General features: G+C 74.3%; 17 protein-coding genes. 6 read left to right on the forward strand and 11 right to left on the reverse strand.

The annotated features are described in order from the left end of the window. The first annotated feature begins 27 nt into the window (after positions 1 to 27). Entirely contained in the window at positions 28 to 1,020 is a 993-nt protein-coding gene (locus B056_RS0106195; protein ID WP_018501024.1) for an NAD(P)-dependent alcohol dehydrogenase, read from the forward strand. Positions 1,021 to 1,095: 75 nt separating this feature from the next. Here B056_RS0106195 and B056_RS0106200 read toward each other — a convergent pair whose 3' ends face one another. The 3 genes from B056_RS0106200 to B056_RS0106210 form a co-directional block, all read right to left on the reverse strand. Continuing rightward, positions 1,096 to 1,584, reverse strand: a complete 489-nt coding sequence (locus B056_RS0106200; RefSeq protein WP_018501025.1) for a hypothetical protein — start codon at positions 1,582 to 1,584, stop codon at positions 1,096 to 1,098. 50 nt (positions 1,585 to 1,634) lie between these two features. Continuing rightward, positions 1,635 to 2,849: a helix-turn-helix domain-containing protein gene (locus B056_RS0106205; protein WP_018501026.1), complete on the reverse strand. Its 1,215-nt coding sequence runs from the start codon at positions 2,847 to 2,849 to the stop codon at positions 1,635 to 1,637. Between the two features lie 134 nt (positions 2,850 to 2,983). After that, complete coding sequence (locus tag B056_RS0106210) at positions 2,984 to 3,253, reverse strand: hypothetical protein (protein ID WP_154676876.1); 270 nt, start codon at positions 3,251 to 3,253, stop codon at positions 2,984 to 2,986. Between the two features lie 237 nt (positions 3,254 to 3,490). Here B056_RS0106210 and B056_RS0106215 point away from each other — a divergent pair, with 237 nt between their 5' ends. Next, the gene (locus B056_RS0106215) at positions 3,491 to 3,880 is read left to right on the forward strand and encodes a hypothetical protein (RefSeq protein ID WP_035750300.1); all 390 of its coding nucleotides are present in this window, start codon (positions 3,491 to 3,493) and stop codon (positions 3,878 to 3,880) included. Positions 3,881 to 4,098: 218 nt separating this feature from the next. On the opposite strand, the gene B056_RS0106230 is transcribed toward B056_RS0106215, so the two are convergent. The 5 genes from B056_RS0106230 to B056_RS0106250 all read right to left on the reverse strand — a co-directional run bounded on the left by B056_RS0106230 (position 4,099) and on the right by B056_RS0106250 (position 9,553). Next, positions 4,099 to 4,872, reverse strand: coding sequence for a PaaI family thioesterase (locus B056_RS0106230; protein WP_018501031.1), 774 nt, complete (start codon positions 4,870 to 4,872; stop codon positions 4,099 to 4,101). 122 nt (positions 4,873 to 4,994) lie between these two features. Further along, positions 4,995 to 5,948: a prephenate dehydratase gene (gene pheA / locus B056_RS0106235; RefSeq protein WP_018501032.1), complete on the reverse strand. Its 954-nt coding sequence runs from the start codon at positions 5,946 to 5,948 to the stop codon at positions 4,995 to 4,997. 59 nt (positions 5,949 to 6,007) lie between these two features. Beyond that, positions 6,008 to 7,312: a dihydrolipoamide acetyltransferase family protein gene (locus B056_RS0106240; RefSeq protein WP_018501033.1), complete on the reverse strand. Its 1,305-nt coding sequence runs from the start codon at positions 7,310 to 7,312 to the stop codon at positions 6,008 to 6,010. A gap of 4 nt (positions 7,313 to 7,316) precedes the next feature. After that, the gene (locus B056_RS0106245; RefSeq protein ID WP_035750341.1) at positions 7,317 to 8,294 is read right to left on the reverse strand and encodes an alpha-ketoacid dehydrogenase subunit beta; all 978 of its coding nucleotides are present in this window, start codon (positions 8,292 to 8,294) and stop codon (positions 7,317 to 7,319) included. Positions 8,295 to 8,305: 11 nt separating this feature from the next. Next, positions 8,306 to 9,553 (reverse strand): thiamine pyrophosphate-dependent enzyme, encoded by a 1,248-nt coding sequence (locus B056_RS0106250; RefSeq protein ID WP_020572335.1) that lies wholly within the window; start codon positions 9,551 to 9,553, stop codon positions 8,306 to 8,308. A gap of 296 nt (positions 9,554 to 9,849) precedes the next feature. On the opposite strand from B056_RS0106250, the gene B056_RS42435 reads away from it, so the two are divergent. The 4 genes from B056_RS42435 (at position 9,850) to B056_RS0106275 (ending at position 13,955) form a co-directional block, all read left to right on the forward strand. Next, positions 9,850 to 10,110: a hypothetical protein gene (locus B056_RS42435; protein WP_154676877.1), complete on the forward strand. Its 261-nt coding sequence runs from the start codon at positions 9,850 to 9,852 to the stop codon at positions 10,108 to 10,110. 427 nt (positions 10,111 to 10,537) lie between these two features. Beyond that, on the forward strand, positions 10,538 to 11,560 hold the full coding sequence (locus B056_RS0106255; protein ID WP_018501036.1) for a phosphotransferase: 1,023 nt from the start codon (positions 10,538 to 10,540) through the stop codon (positions 11,558 to 11,560). Positions 11,561 to 11,643: 83 nt separating this feature from the next. Continuing rightward, positions 11,644 to 12,885: a CaiB/BaiF CoA transferase family protein gene (locus B056_RS0106260; protein WP_026239390.1), complete on the forward strand. Its 1,242-nt coding sequence runs from the start codon at positions 11,644 to 11,646 to the stop codon at positions 12,883 to 12,885. 584 nt (positions 12,886 to 13,469) lie between these two features. Beyond that, positions 13,470 to 13,955, forward strand: a complete 486-nt coding sequence (locus tag B056_RS0106275; RefSeq protein ID WP_018501039.1) for a hypothetical protein — start codon at positions 13,470 to 13,472, stop codon at positions 13,953 to 13,955. Between the two features lie 77 nt (positions 13,956 to 14,032). Here B056_RS0106275 and B056_RS0106280 read toward each other — a convergent pair whose 3' ends face one another. From B056_RS0106280 to B056_RS0106290, 3 genes are all read right to left on the reverse strand, one after another. Continuing rightward, positions 14,033 to 15,157: a hypothetical protein gene (locus B056_RS0106280; protein ID WP_018501040.1), complete on the reverse strand. Its 1,125-nt coding sequence runs from the start codon at positions 15,155 to 15,157 to the stop codon at positions 14,033 to 14,035. Next, the gene (locus B056_RS0106285) at positions 15,154 to 15,681 is read right to left on the reverse strand and encodes a SigE family RNA polymerase sigma factor (RefSeq protein WP_018501041.1); all 528 of its coding nucleotides are present in this window, start codon (positions 15,679 to 15,681) and stop codon (positions 15,154 to 15,156) included. Before B056_RS0106285 ends, B056_RS0106280 begins: the two co-directional genes overlap by 4 nt. A gap of 184 nt (positions 15,682 to 15,865) precedes the next feature. Next, a complete protein-coding gene (locus tag B056_RS0106290) occupies positions 15,866 to 18,286 on the reverse strand; it encodes a CaiB/BaiF CoA-transferase family protein (protein ID WP_026239391.1) in 2,421 nt (806 codons plus the stop codon). Positions 18,287 to 18,716: the final 430 nt, after the last annotated feature.

An 18,716-nucleotide genomic window follows, 5' to 3' on the forward strand; every position in this document is an offset into this window, starting at 1 on the left:
AGCCGGTCGGTCCGGTCGGAGATCACGGTGAAGGCGATCGTCCAGGACAGGTTCGGCCCGCCGGACGTCCTGCGGCTGGCCGATGTCGACGTGCCGGTACCGGGGCCGGACGAGGTACTGGTGCGGGTGCGGGCCGCCGCGCTCAACCCGTACGACTGGCACATGCTGCGCGGCGACCCGTACGTCGCCCGGCTGCTGGGCGGGATGGGGCTGCGCCGGCCGAAGAACCCCGTGGCCGGGCTCGACGCGGCCGGGGTGGTCGAGGCGGTCGGCGTGAACGTGCGTGATCTGAGCCCGGGGACGGAGGTGTTCGGCTTCTGCCCGGGTGCCTTCGCCGAGCTCGCCCGCACCCGGCCGGCCCTGCTGGCCCGCAAACCGGCCGGCCTCACGTTCGCCGCCGCGGCGGCGCTGCCGACCGCCGGCACGACGGCGCTGCGCGGGGTGCGGGACACCGGCGAGGTGGGGGCCGGGACCAGACTGCTGGTCAACGGGGCCGCCGGCGGGGTGGGCACCTACGCCGTCCAGATCGCCGCCGGGCTGGGCGCGCGGGTGACCGGTGTGTGCGGCGGGCGCAACACCGAGCTGGTCCGCTCGCTCGGCGCCGCGCACGTCGTGGACTACACCTCGGACGACTTCACCACGGACGGCTTCCTCGCCCGGCACGGGCGTTACGACGTGATCCTCGACAACGTGGGCAACCACCCGCTGCGCCGGCTGCGCCGGGCGCTCGCCCCACGCGGCACGCTGGTGGTCAACGCGGGCGGCTCACCGGGGCGGGTGTTCGGCGCGGTCGGCGCCATGCTCGGAGCGCTCGCGGCGGACAGGTTCGTCCGCCAGCGCCTGCGTGTCCTGCCGACCCGGATGGACCGCGCTGAGCTGGCCGTGCTCGCCGACCTCGCCGCGGCCGGCGGGCTCACCACCGTCGTCGACCGGACGATCCCGCTGGTGGACGTCCCCGCCGGGCTGGCCCTGGTCGAGGACGGCCACGTCCGGGGAAAGATCGTCGTCGACGTCGCCTGACGCCGGGCCGGGCCGGGCCGGTGGTCACGCCGCGGGTCGCCCGGCACCACGGTCGATCACGGCCCAGGCCGGGGCTCAGGTCACGAGGTCGGCGTCGGAGCGGGGCAGCCGCAGGTGCCTGCCCTCGGCCGCCATCCGGTGCGTCAGGGCGACCGCGTCGCGCTTGTCGACATGGCCGTCGGCGACCGCCATCCCCAGGACGTCGATCGTCTCGCCGGTGGTGATGCCGCGCCGGCGGGCGTACCGCAGCGACTCCCGGTCGTCGGAGATCCACCAGGAGCCGGCGAAGGCCGCCCATTCGAGGATCACGAAGCAGCTCTCCGCCTCGCCGAGGTGCCGCAGTGGTTCGGCGTCGGTGCCGCCGAACACGGCCCGCCGGATGCGGTTGACCCGCCGGATGTCGGCCTCGTCGACGATCTCGATCGCCTCGCCGAGCCAGCCTTCCACCGGCAGCATGGCCAGGTCCGGGAAATAACGCGCGGAGCGGCCCGCCTCGTAGGCGACGGCGGCCGTCCAGCGCCCGCGCCCCCGCAGCACCGACCGGAGCAGGTCGAGGCGCCCCACGGCGGCGAAGTTGCACAGGACGGTGTTGTCGGGGAAGAGGAATTCCGTGACTACTCCCCGGGCGCCGGGCGGTCCGCTTCGAGCGCGGCGCTGAGATCGTCCACGTCCACGCCGAGCAGGTTGGCATAGGGGCGCAGGGTTGTCACGCCGGTTTCGTAGGCGGCGTAGGTGTCCCGGAGCATGAGGCCGGGGGGCCGCGGGGTGCCGGCGACCGCGGCCCGCCGGGCGAACTGGTCGCTGCGGCCGGCGAGGTGGGCCGCCCTCGACCCGGTCATCCGCTTCAGCCGGTCACACGTGGCCGAGTCGATCATCTCAAGGCCGCGCAGCCGGTACGCCAGCGCCGACGGGGTCACCATCAGGTCACAGGCGAGGGCGGCGAAACAGCTGTCGGTGAGGCCCGCCGGATCGCCCGCTGCACCGCCCGCTGCACCGACCGCGTCGCCGAGGGCGTCGGCCGGCATCAGGAACGCCGCGGCGAACGCGTTCGCGCGGATCTCGCTGGGATCCCGCGCCTGGGCGGGGTCGAAGATGTCCCGGTCGAGGTGGACGTCCTGGTCGTCGCCGGCGAGCAGGTGGCCGAGCTCGTGGGCGAGAGTGAACCGCTGGCGGGCCGGCACCGGCGATGTAGCCAGCAGGATCAGTGCCACCTCGGTGGAGGCGGCGGCCAGGCCGTCGAGGCCCGGGCCGAGGTCGGCGACGGCGATGTCGACGCCGAAGACGGCCTCGATCACGTCGATCAGATCCTCCTCCAGCACCGACCGGCCCGCCTTGTCGACCTCGCCGAGCGCCCGCCCGGCCAACCGCCGGCCCTGCTCGGACCAGCCGACCGGCACGTGCTCCAGCCGGGGCCCCTGCCAGGGCGCCGGGTAGCCGAGATCGGCGAGGTCGGCGCGCATCGTGCCCAGACGCCTGGCCGTGGCGAGCGCGCCGCCCGCGTCACCGCCCGCCGTTCTGGCGGCGAGTGAGAGGGCCGGCTCGTCACCGGTGAGCAGCCAGTCGACGGTGACCTCGCAGGCCTGCGCGATGCGGGCCAGATCCGTCGAGGAGAAGCGGCGGGTGCCGCGCAACGACTTCGACATCTTCGACTCGTCGAGCCCGATGCGCTGCCCGAAGTCGCGCCTGGTCAGCCCGGAGGCCTCGATGAGCCCGGCGACCCGCTCGGTGACCGTGGCGTGCCCGGCCGCGGCCGCGGGCCCCTGGGGCGGTGCTGCTCCGGAGAACGGTGCTGCTCCGGAGAACGGTGGGCGTTCGGGAAGGCTGAGCACTCCGCCACGGTAGCCACGCCTTGCGATTTTCGCAAGATGACCGGCGGCGGCCGAGACCGTCGGTGCCGAGCCGGGCGGCCCGCTCCCGCTCCGCGGCCAGCGCGGTGGCGCGCAGCGCCCCAGGTCGGGTGCCGTCAACCGCCCTCGACGCCACCGGGACGATCCCGGCGGGGCATCGTCACGCACATCCGGTGGTTTCTTCGTGGCCGATGGCCGCGCATTCCGTCGGGCACCCGCCGTCGGACGATCGCCGCGGCGGCGATGAGCGCCTCGTGCAGCCACCCGCCGCGGCGGGTGCACCGCCGGCTCACCCGGATCGAGTACACCCAGACCGGCTGTAGGCCGTCGCCGGAGCCACCGAGGTGCCCGGGCCGCCGGGCAGTACGGGCATTCTGACCAGGCATAGGTCGATCTGGCAGCTCCGGGGAGCCGTGGCCGAAACACTCGGCGGGAAGCCTGCGGGACAGGCCCAGCCCCTGGCACCCGGCGAGGGCCCCGCGGACCGGGGACTTGCGACGTCCGCCGACGGTGCTCTCTGCCGTGGGCGGGCCGGTCCGTGCCGCGTAGCGTTCACAACCGGCCGGGTTCCTGGACGTCGGACCAGGCGCCGGACCGAGCCGTCCGGAGGGTGACGACCGAAGATGATCGTTGTGCTGATCGTGCTGTTCCCCTTCGCGCTGATGGTGATGATGCTGGGGATGAACGCGATCGAGGGGGCCCTCACCAGGCCGGCCGTCTCCGTCGAGCCGCCGACTCTGACTCTCGCCGCGCCGCCCGGGGGCTCCGCGGCCGCCGCGCCGGCGACGCGCGGCCGGTCCGTCGCCCGTCCGGCGGCGGTGCCCGACCTGGCCGGCGCGCCCCGTCCGGCGGCGGCGCCCCTCCTGTCGATCGTGCCCCGTCAGACCCCTGCGTTCCGGCCCACGGCGCCGTCCCGTCCGGCGGCGTCATCCCGGGAGACGGGGCCCCGCCTCTCGGTCGTGCCGGCGCATCCGTCCCGTCACGTCACGCCGTCGACGGTGCCGACCGTCTAGCGTTCCTGCCGGGTGGCACCGCGGAACCGGCTGCCGGAGCGCTGGTCCGCTGTGGCGTCAGCTGTGGCCTCGGCGCCCGTACGGATGATCAGCGGGCGGATGGTCGGCGGCACGAGGTCCGTCGGCCTGGCCGGCCAGGTACGGGTGCAGGTGCCGGCGCCGCCAGGCCCGCCGCTGCCACCACCGACGGCGAGGCCGTACCGGGTGCCGTCGCGGTACTAGCCGAAGGCCCGGGTGGTGGCGAGGACGGCGAGGCGGTCGCCGCCGCCGGCGTCGCGGGCCTCGACGCGGCCGAGCCCGTCCCGTACCCGGGCCGTGGCCACGACGGGGCCGGTGCGGACCGGCCGCAGGAAGCGCAGGGCCAGGGAGGAGAGCGAGGTGCCCGGGGTCAGCGAGAGTGCCGCCTCCTCGACGGCCAGGGCGATCAGTCCGCCGCTCACCGTGTTCGACGAGTTCAGACCGTCCTCGGTGCGGGGGAGTACCGCGACACCCGGTTCGCGGATCTGGAGGCGGGCGCGCTCGGCCAGCGGGACCTGTAGCCGTCCGCCGCGGGGACGGGAGGCCAGCTGGGTGTCCGCCGGTGGCATGACCATGTCCGGGTTCGGCGCGGCCATGAAGGACGCGGTGCAGAACGCCAGCTCCGCGCCGTCGGCGCCGGTGAAGACCACCTCGACGCCACAGACCGACTTCCCGGCCTTGACCAGCCGGGCCACGGTGTTGATGGCCCGGGACTCGTGCAGCGGGCGGTAGACGTGCACGTCGAGGTCGAGGGTGACCGGGACCCGCGGGGCGACGGCGGCCATCACGGCGTGCCCGCACGCGGTGTCGGCCCAGACGGCGAGAATCGACGTCCGGACGCTCGGCGTGCCGGGCACGAACATCTCGGGGGCGACCTGCGCCGACCCGCGCAGCTCGTCCCCGACCCGGGCCAGCTCGAAACCGAGGTCGGACAGGATGTGCGTGCTCGGGCGCACGTCGCTGTCACTGCTCACGCGGCACGCTCCTGGTCCGGGGCACTGGGACTGAGGCTGGAACGGGCACCACACTAAGCAAATATTGACGTCGGAATCAAAGTAAGTCGGTGCGGGTCGGCGCGACGACACGGCCGCCGCGGTCAGGGCTCCCAGTCCGCGGCGTCGCCGCTGAGACAGCGGGAGAGCCAGTCCGCGGCCTCGACGAAATCGTGCCCCGTCAGCCGCTGGCCCGCGGGCGGCGCCGGCCGGTCGGCGCGGGGATAGGACCCCAGAAAACGGATCTTCCGGCAGTTGCGGCGCAGCCCCATCAGGGCCTCGCTGACCCCGCGCGCGCTGACATGCCCCTCCGCGTCGATCGAGAAGCAGTACCGGCCCAGCCCCTCACCGGTCGGCCGGGACTCGATCCGGACCAGGTTGACCTTGCGGACCGCCCACTCCTGCAACAGCGCCAGCAGGGCACCCGGCTCGTCCTCGGTCGGCCACACCACGATGGACGTCTTGTCCGCGCGCGTCGGCGCCGTCGTCGGGCCGGGCCGTCCGAGCAGGACGAACCGGGTCGTGGCGTCGGCGGCGTCGTTGACGTCGGTCAGCAGCGCCTCCAGGCCGTAGCGCCGCGCGGTGAACTCCCCGGCGAAGCAGCAGTCGAACCGCCCGTCCCGGACCAGCCTGGCGCCCTCGGCGTTGGACGACGCCGACTCCCACTCCGCGTGCGGCAGGTTCGCCGCCAGCCAGCGGCGCACCTGGGCCTGGGTGACCGAGTGGCCGGTGACCGTCTTGACGTCGTCCAGCGTCGTGCCCGGCCGCACCAGCAGCGCGAAGCTGATCGGCAGCAGCACCTCGCGGCGGATGATCAGCGGCCGGCCGGTCGCCAGCTCGTCCAGGGTGGCGGTGACCGCGCCCTCCACCGAGTTCTCGATCGGCACCAGCGCGGCGGCGGCGTCCTCGTTGCGCACCGCGTCCAGCGCCGCCGCCACCGACATGGACGGGAACAGCTCGTGGGTCGCCGCCTCCGGCAGCGTGCGCAGCGCGGCTTCGGTGAAAGTGCCCTCGGGGCCCAGGTAGGTCAGGCGGGCGTGCGGGGCGTGGGCAGGCAAGACATGTCTCCTGGGACCGGTTCGGTGGCGGTCGTCGCCTGCGGAGTGAAGGTCGGCGGTCACAGGTACCGGAGCAGCGTTGTGGGGTTCTCGACCGCGTCGGCGACGAGGCGCAGGAACGCGCCGGCGGTGGCGCCGTCGCAGACCCGGTGGTCGAACGTGAACGAGAGCTGGGTGATCCGGCGGACGGCCAGCTCGCCGTCCACCACCCACGGCCTGGGAAGGATCCGGCCGACGCCGATCATGGCCACCTCGGGGTGGTTCACGATGGGCGTGGCGCCGTCGACGCCGAAGACGCCGTAGTTGTTCAGCGTGAACGTGCCGCCGGTCAGCTCGGCGGGGGTGAGCCGGCCCGCCCGGGCGGCGGCGGTCAGCCGGGCCACCTCGGCGGCGAGGCCGGCGGTGGTGTGATCCTGGGCGTCGCGCACCACCGGGACGACGAGCCCGCGCGGGGTCTGCGCGGCGAACCCGAGGTGGACTGCGCGGTGCCGGCGCACACCGGTCGCGCGGCCGTCGGCGTCGGTGACTACGGCCGAGTTCAGCTCGGGGAAGCGGCGCAGCGCGGCGACGCAGACCCGGGCCAGCAGCGCCAGCAGACCGACGCGGGGCTCGGCGCCGCCCGCGTTGAGGGCGTCCCGGGCGGCGAGCAGCCCGGTGGCGTCCGCGTCGACCCAGGTGGTCGCGTCCGGCACCTCGCGCCGGCTGCGCCCGAACGCCTCCGCCGCGCGCCGCGCCAGCGGGCTCAACGGGACGACGTCCGCGTCGGCCGGGCCGGCCAGGTCCGCCAGGGGGGCCGTGCCGGTGCGGGTGGCCGTGGTGATGGCCGCCTCGACGTCCCGGCGGCGGATCAGGCCGTCCGGGCCGGTGCCGGTGAGCGCGCGCAGGTCGACGGCGTTGTCCCGGGCGAGTCGCCGGACCAGCGGCGAGATCACCTTGACCGGCGACCGGTCGGTACGGCTCGTGCGGCCGGCCCGGCTGGTCGGTGCCGGCTCGGCCCGGGGGCCGTAGCCGACGAGGACCCTGCCGGGCGCCGCGCCCTCCCCTGAAGTGCCCTCAGTCCCGGGCGGGCCAGGTGGGCCGGGCGGGGCGGGTGGGCTGTCCGCCGGCTGTTCCGCGGGTCCGTCGACCGTCACGGTGATCAGCGGGGCGCCGACCGGGACGGCGGTGCCGGTCGGGCCGGCCAGCGCGGTGACGACGCCCGCGTGCGGGCACGGCACCTCGACGACCGCCTTCGCCGTCTCGACCTCGGCCACCGGCTGGTCGACGACGATGACGTCCCCGATGCCGACCATCCAACGGACGATCTCGGCGGAGGTCAGCCCCTCGCCGAGGTCCGGGAGGGCGAATTCGAGTACCGCGGCCACGGTGTCACTGCTCCCACTGGAGTCGGGCGACGGCGTCGAGGACGCGGTCGACGCTGGGAAGGTAGTGATGTTCGAGCATCGGCGGCGGGTACGGGATGTCGAACCCGGTCACCCGCAGCACCGGGGCGGCCAGGTGGTGGAAGCACCGCTCGGTGACCCGGGCGGCGATCTCCGCGCCGACGCCGCCGAAGCCCGCGGCCTCGTGCACCACGACCGCCCGCCCGGTGGCCCGGACCGCCGCGCAGACCGTCTCGTCGTCGAAGGGCACCAGCGAGCGCAGGTCGACGACCGCCAGGTCCCAGCCCTCGGCGAGGGCGGCCTCGGCGGCCCGCAGGCACACCGGCAGCGCCGGGCCGTAGGTCAGCAGCGTCGCCGAGGCACCCGGCCGGCGGACGACGGCGCGCCCGATCGGCCCGACCTCGGCGCGGGCGACCTCGGCGGGGGAGAGGCCGTCCTCGGTGGACCAGTAGAGCCGTTTGGGTTCGAGGAAGACGACCGGGTCGTCCGACGCGATCGCGGCGCGCAGCAGCCCGTAGCTGTCGGTGACGGTGGCCGGGGTGACCACGTGCAGCCCGGGGGTGTGCGCGTAGTACGCCTCGCTGGAGTCGCTGTGATGCTCCACGCCGCCGATGCCCCCGCCGTACGGGACGCGGATCGTCAGCGGCAGCCCGACCGCCCCGCCGGTGCGGTTGCGCATCTTGGCCACGTGCGACGCGAGCTGCTCGAACGCCGGGTACGCGAAGGCGTCGAACTGCATCTCGACGACGGGCCGCAGCCCGTACATCGCCATCCCGACCGCGGTGCCGAGGATCCCCGCCTCGGCCAGCGGGGTGTCGAGGCAGCGCTGCGCGCCGAACTCGGCGGCGAGGCCGTCGGTTACGCGGAACACGCCGCCGAGCGCACCGACGTCCTCACCGAGCACGTGGACGTCGGGATCGGCCCGCAGCGAGTCGCGCAGCGCGGCGTTGAGCGCCTGCACCATCGTCGCCGCGCTCACCGGACCTCGCCCCCGGCCGGATCGGTGCCGGCCCAGCCGGTGGCCGCCGGGTCCGCCTCGGCGGCGATGCGGGCGGCCAGCTCGGCGGCCTGCTCCCGCAGCTGGCTGGTCGGGCGGGCGTAGACGTGCGCGAACAGCGAGGCCGGGTCCACCGCGGGGGGCTCGGCGCCGAGCTCGGAGCGCATCTCGGCGGCGAGCTCCTCGGCCGCCGCGGCCACGGTGGCCCTCGCCGCGTCGTCGAGGAGGCCGGCGTCACGGAGATGCCGTTCGATCAGTGTCACCGGATCCCGGGCCTGCCAGGCGGCGACCTCCTGCGCCGTGCGGTAGCGGGTCGCGTCGTCGGCGCTGGTGTGCGCGTCCAGCCGGTAGGTGACCGCCTCGACCAGCACCGGCCCGTGCCCCGCCCGCGCGTGCTCGACCGCGGCACCGAGCACGGCGTGCACCGCCGGCGCGTCGTTGCCGTCGACGAGACGTCCGGTGACGCCGTAACCCACCGCCTTGTGCGCCAGCGTCGGCGCCGCGGACTGCCGCGCCAGCGGCACCGAGATCGCGTAGCCGTTGTTCTGCACCAGGAACACCACCGGCGCGCTCAGCACCCCCGCGAAGGTCAGCGCCTCGTGGAAGTCACCCTCACTGGTGGCCCCGTCGCCGACGAGGGCGAGCGCCACGACGTCGCGCGGCGCCGCCGGACCGGACGCCGCGCGCAGCCGGGCGGCGTGCGCCAGCCCGACGGCGTGGCAGGCCTGGGTGGCCAGCGGGGTGGCCAGCGGCGCGATCCGGTGCGCCCGCGGGTCGTAGCCACCGTGCGTGTGCCCGCGCATCGTGGCCAGGACGTCCGCCGGCCGCACCCCGCGCGACACCACCGCCAGCGTGTCGCGGTAGGTCGGGAACAGCCAGTCCGTCTCTCGCAGCACCATCGCCGGGGCGATCTGGCACGCCTCCTGCCCGGTGGACGCCGGATAGACCGCGAGGCGGCCCTGCCGGGCCAGGGTGGTGGCCTGCTGGTTGTAGCGACGTCCCAGCACCAGGCGGCGGTGGAGCGTACGCAGCAGCTCGGCGTCGAGCGCCCGCGCCGCCGGCGTGCCGAGCACCCGGACCGGCTCGGGACCGGGCAGCAACGGCCCCGGATCACGCCGCGGACCGTGGTAGACCGGCCCACGGTCGGTCGGCCCATGGTCGGTCGGGCCGGGGGAGCCTGGCTGCCCGGCGAGGCCGGACGCGGCGCTGGCGTCGAGGATCGTCATGTCCACCTTCGGCAGTTGGCGGCGGAAAGGGTTCGAATGCGGCCCGTCGCCGGCTCTGCAGCCCGACCGAGATGTGGCGGTGCCGCTCGACTTCTTGGCACTGGATGGGCTTCGCGGCGTCCCCTTGACGGTATCCGGGAGGTAGCCGGCCGCTGCCAACCGATTTTCCGCCTCCCGTCGACAGCTGGACCGTGTTCAGAATCACTCTGGGGGTTGCGGAATATCGTCAGCTGTGTGGGTTCCGTCGAGAGCGACGTCGGCGAAAATCTTGCAGATTCTTAACGTGTAATGCATTGTTGAAATGGTCGACCGGCAGCCTCGACGGCATTTTTGTGGAGGACTGGAGCTCGCTGGCCCGACTCGTCGTGGCTCGCATATTGCCTGTTCAGCGGCCTGGAGGCGCCCTGCTCGTCGCTGTTTTCCGCATCGGGTGCGGGGTGTGCGGCATGCTTTTTGTCGACCGTGATGTTCAGTGCTCCCGCCGGCCGGAGCGAAAAATCCTGGACGGCTGGACGCCGACCGGAATTCGCCTGACTTCCGGCTCTCATGGCCTGTGATCAGGGTCTCCCGCGGGCCCGCCGAAAGTGCCCTCGACGGTTGTCATCCTGCCGTCCCGTTCCGTTCCGGATCCTATTGGGTTGGGAAAGACGAGCCAATGCATACGCCCGGGTGCATGAAAACGCGGCCCTCCCGCGGCCGCACCTGCCCCCGCCCCGCCCCGCAGTCTCCAGCCCGCGGCCCGTGGCCCGTGGCCCGTGGCCCGTGGCCCGTGGCCTGAGGCCCGTGGCCTGAGGGCCGTGGCCTGAGGGCCGGGGGTCTGGGTCGTCGGAGCTCGTGGCCTCGGAGGTGTTCCCGCGGCTGTGGACCTTGACGGTCTTATTAAGTGAACGCATACTCGCCCGAATGTCGAACGGTGGGAACGATGGACCGGAACCGAGAGCACTTCCGATACCGGCGGACTGGGATGACGTCACTCCCGCCTGGATGACGGCGGCGCTCACCGGTCGGCACCCGGGCGCGGAGGTCAGCGAGGTCAAGCTGGTCCTGCGGGACGACGGCAACAACCGGCGCGCCCGCTTCGGCGTCACCTACGGCGCGGGCACCGGCCCGGACACCGTGTTCTGCAAGGCTGAGGGCCTCGGCGAGCACCGGGTGCTGCACCGGAACAACGGCAACATGTTCAACGAGCCGGACCTGTTCGCCTCGGGCGCCCCGCTCCCGGTCGACCATCCCCTCGCGTACCTGGTCGTCATCGACCGCCCGGCCGAGGACTACGTGATCGTCATGGAGGACGTGACCGGGCGCGGTGCCGATCCGCGCGACGCCACCCGGCCGATGACACCCGACCAGGTCGCGCACGGGCTGCGCGGACTCGCCCGGCTGCACAGCCGGTACTGGGGGTTCTCCGGCGAGACGAACCCGGAGCTGGCCTGGCTGCGGACCTGGGCGGCGACGGAGGGTTTCGCCGGGGCGCTGCGGACCCGCGTGCCGACCGGGGTCGAGCGCGCCGTCGGCCTGCTGCCCGACGAGGTCGGCTCGCGTAGCGCCGACGAGCTCGTCGGGCTGTGGTGGCGTTACGTGGACTCGCTGGCCGCCGACCCGCCGACCCTGCTGCACGGCGACGCCCACATCGGCAACACCTACGTCCTGCCCGACGGTGACGTCGGGTTCCTCGACTGGCAGGTGGCGCGCCGCGGCGGTTGGTCGCAGGACATCGGCTACTTCCTGGTGGGCTCGCTGACGGTGGCGGACCGGCGCGCGCACGAGGCCGACCTGGTCGCGGAGTACCTGGGCGCGCTGGAGCTGCCGGGGGAGCGGCGTTTGTCCCGGGAGGCCGGCTGGCTGTCCTACCGTGCCTCGGCCGCCTACGGTCTCGCGGTGTGGCTGTCGACGCTGGGCACCGACGGCTGGCAGCGCCGGGACGTCTCGCTCGCCCTGGTCGAGCGGTACGCGGCGGCGTTCGTCGAGCTGGAGACCGAGGCGGCCCTGGACCGCCTGCGGTCCTGAGCGCCTGCGGTCCTCGGCCGGGCGGCCGGGTGGCCGTTGCCGTCCACAACAAAGTGAACGTACACTCCGAAACTGTGGATCCGTTGTCTGAGCGCAAGGATGGCAGGCCGGGAAGCGGGCCGCTGGCGGGTGTGCGGGTCGTCGAGCTCGCCGGCCGCGGTCCGGGGCCCTTCGGCGCGATGATCCTCGCCGATCTGGGCGCCGAGGTCGTCCGCGTCGCCCGGCTCGAGGACGTCGCGCCGAGCGAGGCGGAGAGCGCGACCGAGCGCGCCCTCAACGGGCACCGCCGGATCGATCTGCTGACCCGCGGCCGCCGGTCCGTCGCACTCGACCTCAAGCGGCCCGGCGGCGTCGAGGCCGTCCTGCGGATGGTCGACCGGGCGGACGTCCTCGTCGAGGGCTACCGGCCGGGGGTGGCCGAACGGCTCGGGCTGGGGCCGGACGAGTGCCTGCGGCGCAACCCCCGGCTGGTGTACGCGCGGATGACCGGCTTCGGGCAGGAGGGCCCCTACGCCCGCAGCCCCGGGCACGACATCAACTACGTCGCCCTCGCCGGGGCGCTGGAGCCGCTGCGCCGGCCCGGCCAGCCACCCGCCCCGCCGCTGAACCTGCTCGGCGACTTCGGCGGCGGCGGGATGCTGCTGGTCATCGGGGTGCTCGGCGCGCTGGTCGAGCGGGCCCGGTCGGGGCTCGGCCAGGTCGTCGACGCGGCGATGGTCGACGGCGTCGCGCTGCTGACCACCCTGTTCCACGGGATGCGCGCCGAGGGACTGTGGTCCGACGAGCCGGACGGCAACATCCTCAGCCTGGCGGCCCCGTTCTACAACGTCTACGAGACGTCCGACGGCCGGCACGTCGCGGTCGGCGCGGGCGAGCGCCAGTTCTACGCGGAGCTGCTCCAACGGCTCGGCCTCGGCGACGAACTGCTCCGCCAGCAGGGCGACCCGGCGACCTGGCCGGCCGGCCGGGCCGCGCTGGAGGCCGTCTTCCGCACCCGCACGCTGGCGCAGTGGACGGCCGAGCTCGAGGGCACCGACACCTGTTTCACCCCGGTGCTGACGATGGACGAGGCCACCCGCCACCCGCACAACGTCGAGCGGCGGACCTTCATCGAGGTGGACGGCGTCGTCCAGCCGGCACCCGCCCCGCGGTTCAGCCGGACCCCGGCGGGGCCGGGCGGGCCACCCGCGGCGGCGGGCCAGCACACCCGGGAGGTCCTGCTCGACTGGGGTTTCGCGGCGGACGAGCTGGACGAGCTGCTCGACTCCGGCGCGGCCCGCCAGGCACCCACCCGCGAGACGCCCGGCGGTGACGGGCCGGCGTGATCAGCCGAGCCGCCAGAGCCGCCAGAGCCGGCCGAACCGCTCGCGCATCCCGCTGACCGGGGCACCGAAGCCCCGGTTCCGGGGCTGGTGGACGGCCGCCATTCCGACGGCGTCGCCACGAGCTCCAGCACGCCGCTCACGGTGGTGCCCGCCCGCGGCGCCCCGGCGGGCGCGGTGGGCGCGGTGGGGTCGCGCAGCTCGTACCCGGCCATGGCCTCGGTCCCGCTCAGGAAGACGACCGGCGTGACCCGGTCCACCGCGAGACCCGCGACCCCACCGGCCTGGCCGACCCCATCGACCTGGCCGGCCCAACCGGCCTGCCCGGTCCCACCCGCGGCGGGCGGGCCGCTGCCGGCCGATCGCCCCGTGCCGAAACAGGCCCGCACCGCGGCCTCGACCGACCTCCGCGCGCCCGCCGCGTCGGGTGGGCCCGGCGGCACCGGGCCCACCACGAGGCTGTCCGCGATCCGGGCGACCTCGTCCGCCCTGCCCCCGCCGACGCTGAGCACGAGACCCGGCCCGGGACTCCACCGCAGCGAGAACGACCGTCGGTCACCGATCCCGGTGCTGAGGAGGAACCCGTCGTGACCGTCGACGACGGCGGCCAGCACCGTGTCCCAGCCGTCGCTCGGAGCGTGCGCCACCTCGGCGGCCAGGTCGACCGCCGGCCCGCGCCGGACACCGATCCCGTACGTCGCCGGCCCCACCGGGAGGTCCCCACCGGCACCGGGGCTCCCGGCACTGGCGTTGACGGGTCGGGCGCTGGCAAGCCGGGTGCTCGCGTCGCCGGCGGGCGCGGCGGCGTAGACCACCCGCACCTCGAAATGGTCGCGCCGCGGGCCGCGGACGTCCCGGAAGTACTCGCCCTCGCGCGACTGCCGGCGGAACCCGGCGGGAACCCACCCGACGCCCACTCCCCAGACCTGGTCCCGGATCTCACCGACGGCGCCGAGCCGGCTCGGCGCGTCATGGGTGGTGCGCTGCTTCGCCGGTACGACGGCGCTGGTGGCAAGGACGGTGCTGACAGCGAGGACGGCCGCCAGCATCACGGCCGCGACGACTACGGGTAACCTCCGGAGCCGCCGGGCATCGGGGACGGCTGTGGTGTCCTTGGGCCCGCTGAAGGGACGGCCCCGATGTCTCCTGGTCACGAGATGGTGATCGGTGGGCAGATCAGCGCCAACGTCATGTGGGCGCAGTAGTCCTGTTGTCGGACCTTCCATCCGTCGGCGGTTCGGATCATGCGGACGGAGGCGGGCCATGAGATCTTGCTCATCGCGCGGCCCTGCCATTCCTGGGCGTTGATCAGAAGGGTGATCATTGCTTCGGTCTCGCTCAGGAAGGTGACCGGCCCGGTCGACGTCACCTGGATGCTCTCCACCCGCTTCCGATCGGTCCGTACCCCCTCGGCCATGGCCGCGCGCAGGCCGTCGCCGCCCTCCACCCGGTCGAGGGCGGCCCACGGGGCCGTTCCGGAGCCGGGAGTGAAGGCGTCGCGCGCCGCCTGCTCGACCTGGAGCGACTGTCCCGGGTCCCGAGGACCGCGCGGCGCCGGCCCGACGACGAGACTCTCGGCGATCTTCCGTATGTCGGCCTCCGACGGCCCCCACACGGTGAGCACCACCGCCGGCTCCGGACTCCAGGCCAGCCAGTAGATCAGGTTCTCCGCGCCGTCGCTCATCGTGTACGTGTAGGTCCGGTGGCCACCCACACCCGATGTCAGTCTCGGTCTCCCCAGGACGGGGTGGACGGCCACTTCGTTCATCTGCCGCATCCTGGCGTCAAGATCTACTTTGGGATCGCGGCTGACCGCCACCGTGTAGTTGGGGCTTTCCGGTGTGTATCGGACGATGCGGGGAGAGAACCTCCCGGTCGTCGGAAGGCTGCTGTAGTCGGTGGCGATCTGAGACGGCCCGAGGTCCGAGCCCGGTCCCAGGAGGTCCTCGGGCTGGCGCGAGCGCACGCCGTAGCCGTCGGGGAGCCAGTGGACGTCCACCCCGTAGGCCGTGTCGAGCGGCGGGCTCAGGACGCTGATGCCGGCGGGGTACGCCGCCGATCTCCTCTCGGGGAGGATCTGTGGAATGACCACCGCGCCGACGGCCGCGACGGCCAGCGCCATGGCGGCGGCGAGCGCCTTGCGCCGTCGACGGCGGCGCCCGCGTTCGATCACTTGTCGCGCCAGGCCGGATGGCTGCTGGATGGTCCGGGCGGCCGAGGTCATCGTCGCGCGCAGGTGCAGCTCGAACCCGGTGTCCGGGTCTGGGCCAGTCATGGGGTGCTGCTCCTTTCCGCTGGGGTGTACTCCGGGCCGAGGACGGTGCGCAGCCGGGCGAGGCCGCGGGCGGCATGGGTTTTGACGCTGCCCGGGGCGCAGCCGACGGCGGCCGCTATCTGGGTCTCGCTGAGGTCGTCGAAGTAACGCAGCACGATCACCGCGCGTTGGCGCGGTGGGAGCTGGCGCAGCGCGGTGAACAGCTGGTCGCGGGTGGAGAGCGCGTCCGTGCTGTCCGGGGCGCTGTCCGCGATCGGCTCCGTGGCGATGTCGAGCGGGTCCTCGCGGAAGCGCCGCCGGCGCCGTCGGCTGGCGGCGGCGTTGACGAGCGCCCGCCGCACGTAGGCGTCGGGGTCGTCGACGCGGCGCCAGTGTCGGTAGACGCGCAGCAGGACATCCTGGAGCAGGTCCTCGCCCGTGTGCGGGTCACCGGCCAGGAAGACGGCGGTGCGCAGCATCGCGGTGCCGCGGTTGGCGACGAAGAGCTCGAACACCGCCGTCTTCGAGGCGGAGTGTTCCGCCATTGATGCCCCTCCCAGCCGCGATCCTCGGCTCCCCACTGGATGCCGCCGGAACGTCAGTCACCTTCAAGACGCCGGCGGGTGGGAAACCGGTGGACACGCGACCCGAGGAAATGCGAAAAAATTGTGCGGACGGCCCCGGACGGGAAACCGGGGCCGTCCGCACAGGGTCAGCCGGCGGGCAGGGTCAGCCGGCGGGCACGGCCTCCGGCCGGGGGATGGCGCCGGCGGCTACCAGGGCGGCCCGCTCGTCGGCGTCGAAGCCAAGGGCGTCAAGCACCTCGTGGGTGTGCTCGCCCAGCCGGGGGATGGCCCGCGGGGCGCCGGGCCGGGCCGCCGGGCCGAGCCACAGGGGGAACGCCGGCTGGTCGAGCCGGCCCCGCTCACCCCAGTCGAAGCTGACGACCCGGCCGAGCTGCTGGTTGACCGGGTCGTCGACCAGCCGGGCGATGAACCCCGTGCGGTCCACCTCGGCGACGAGTTCCGCGGGTACCCCGGCCGCCTGCAGCCGGGCCACCCAGTCCGCGGCGGCACCGGTGCGGAAGACCTTCTCCAGCAGCTCCTCGGCGGGCTGGCGCTCGCCGCGCCGCGTCCGCAGCGGCGGCGGGTCCTGCGGCAGGCCGACGTCCGCGGCGCCCTCGCCTGTCGCGACCCCACCTGTCGCGACCCCGCCCGCCACGGCCTCGCGCAGCCGTCGCCAGGCCGCCGTGTCGGGCACCGCGAGGGCGAGCCACCCGCCGTCGCCGCACCGGTAGATCCGGTACGCGGCGCCGTAGCCGGTCTGGTCGTGGTCCAGAACCGGGCCCTCGACGACGGCGCCGTCCGCGACGAACGCGCCGGACTTCAGCATCAGGGCCGCACCGAGCAGGGACGTCCGCACCGACTGGCCCGTGCCGCCGCCGCGGCGGCGCGCGTAGAGGCCGGCGAGCACCGCGCACGCCGCCACCCAGCCGCTGGTGACGTCGATCGCGCCCCAGACGAGGAACGTCGGTGGCTGGTCCGTCCCGCCCTGGGCCGCCTCGACGCCGGACAGCGCCTGCATCAGATGGTCGTTGGCGGGCAGCGGAGCGCGGGGGCCGGTCGCGCCGAAGCCGCTGGAGTGGCTGTAGACGACGCCGGGATTGGCGGCGCGCACCGTCGCCTCGTCGTAGCCGAGCCGCTCGGCGAGGCCCACCCGCGCGTTGTGGTGCACGACGTCGCTCCAGCGGAACAGCCGGTCGAGAACGTCCGCGGCGCCGGGCGCCTTCATGTCCATCGCGACGGCCCGCTTGCCGCGCTGGCCGGCGGCGAACATGGGCTCCATGCTTCGGTGGACGTCCCCGGTGCCCGGCTCCAGTTTGATCACGTCGGCGCCGAGCTCGGCGAGGATCAGTGGGGCGATCGGCCCGGCCAGGTAGGCCGACACGTCGAGGACGCGGACGCCGGTGAGCAGCCGCGCGCCCGGGGTCGGGGTGGTGCCCGGGGTCGGGGTGGCGGCGGCCCATGGAGTCACCTGGCCGACCGGCCCCAGCGTCGTGATGGTGCCGTGGTCGGGGTCGGCGCGCTCCACGCTCAGCCCGATCTCCCGCACGTGCGGGTCCAGCAGTGCCTCGCCGGGGCGGAGCACCGGCTCGCAGCGGAAGTTCGCCCCGGCCAGGTCCCGCAGCCACCAGGACCGGTCGCGGGCGGCGAACGCGCGGGTCCACCGCTCGCCGCGCTCGGCCATCGCACCGGACACCAGGTCGGCGGTGTAGCCGTGCTCGCTCGGCGGCTCGTTCATGTGCTCGAGGAACGCCTCGTAGGCACCCTTGGCGCCGAACCACAGCTGGACGTACCCGCCGTCGGCGCACCGGTAGGCCAAAGTCTCGGCGGGCCCCTGCTCCTTCCAGAGCAGCCTGGTCGACGGCGAGGGATTCTCCACCCGTCCGATGATCATCGGCAGGATCGCCTGCAGGCCGTCGACGAGCGAGGTCTCGGCCCAGCCGCCGACGCCGGTCGACTCCCGCTCGTAGAGCCCGGCCAGGGCGCCCACCGTCGCCGCGAGACCGGCGCCCGCGCTGGCCACGGTGAGGTCGGCGAACGCCGGGCCGGGGCGGTTCGCCCGGATCTGGGTGAGCAGGCCGGACCGGGCCGCCAGCAGGATCTCCAGCCCCTCGGTCCCGCCCCCGGCGTTGAAACCGGTCCCGACGCGGACGGCGACCAGCCGCGGGTTGGCCCGGCCGAGGTCCGCGCAGCCCAGCCCCCGCAGCTCGATCGTCTCCTCCGGCCCGGCGAGGAGGATGACGTCGGCGTCGCGGGCGAGCGCGGCGATGGTCTCCGCCGCCGCGGGCTCACCCTCGTCCACCTCGACGATCCGCTTGCCGTGGTCCCAGACCCGGTTGAACTCCACCCCGGTGTCCAGGGCGGGACGGCGGCGCGGGCGCACCCGCGTCACCCGCGCGCCGAAGTCGCGCAGCAGCGCGCCGGGGAGGCTGGCGGCGAGCCCCGCGCCGACCGCGGTCACCCCCAGGGCGACCTCGACCACCCGAATCCCGGCCAACGGAGCGGCGCTGACAGCGCCGTCAGCGGCGGTGGTGCCGTCGGCCGGCCGCGGTAACTCCGAGTCCGATCGTGATGTTGCCGTGCTCATCGAGCCCCTCCAACCAGGTGGCGGCCGGCGGGACCCGTCAGCCGAGGGAGAATGTCGACGTGGACGTCGGCCAACTCTCCCCGGCGGGCGCGGTGACGTGCAAGGCCACCGTCGGCGACCGCCCGCCGGCCTGACCTGCGTCCTGTCGCCGGCGGGGCCCGCGGCGCCCGCCGGCGGGACCTGTGGTGCGCCACTGCGTGACCTGCGGTGGTCTGACCAGCTGACCCAATTAACCCGTTTCGCCTCCTTTATGGCACTTTGGTGCGCCCGACCGAAGGTACCGTGGTCATAGCCGGACGCGGCGTATGCGCTGGTCACCCCCAATGATCGCTGCAGGTTGCAGATCGCTTGCTGTGCGTCTCCGATCGGCGACGAGAGACCTCCACCACAACTGCGGATGTTCCTGTCGGTACTGGCAGTAATCAATGCA

This window comes from Parafrankia discariae (assembly GCF_000373365.1).
Taxonomy (GTDB): Bacteria; Actinomycetota; Actinomycetes; order Frankiales; family Frankiaceae; genus Parafrankia; species Parafrankia discariae.

What these genes read in the sequence shown, in the direction of transcription:
- B056_RS0106210 (WP_154676876.1), bottom strand. Translation starts at nt 3,253, where the DNA reads ATGCCTGGTCAGAATGCCCGTACTGCCCGGCGGCCCGGGCACCTCGGT.
- B056_RS0106215 (WP_035750300.1), top strand. Translation starts at nt 3,491, where the DNA reads ATGATCGTTGTGCTGATCGTGCTGTTCCCCTTCGCGCTGATGGTGATG.
- B056_RS0106245 (WP_035750341.1), bottom strand. Translation starts at nt 8,294, where the DNA reads ATGGTGCAGGCGCTCAACGCCGCGCTGCGCGACTCGCTGCGGGCCGAT.
- B056_RS0106250 (WP_020572335.1), bottom strand. Translation starts at nt 9,553, where the DNA reads ATGACGATCCTCGACGCCAGCGCCGCGTCCGGCCTCGCCGGGCAGCCA.
- B056_RS0106255 (WP_018501036.1), top strand. Translation starts at nt 10,538, where the DNA reads ATGACGGCGGCGCTCACCGGTCGGCACCCGGGCGCGGAGGTCAGCGAG.
- B056_RS0106280 (WP_018501040.1), bottom strand. Translation starts at nt 15,157, where the DNA reads ATGACTGGCCCAGACCCGGACACCGGGTTCGAGCTGCACCTGCGCGCG.
- B056_RS0106285 (WP_018501041.1), bottom strand. Translation starts at nt 15,681, where the DNA reads ATGGCGGAACACTCCGCCTCGAAGACGGCGGTGTTCGAGCTCTTCGTC.
- B056_RS0106290 (WP_026239391.1), bottom strand. Translation starts at nt 18,286, where the DNA reads ATGAGCACGGCAACATCACGATCGGACTCGGAGTTACCGCGGCCGGCC.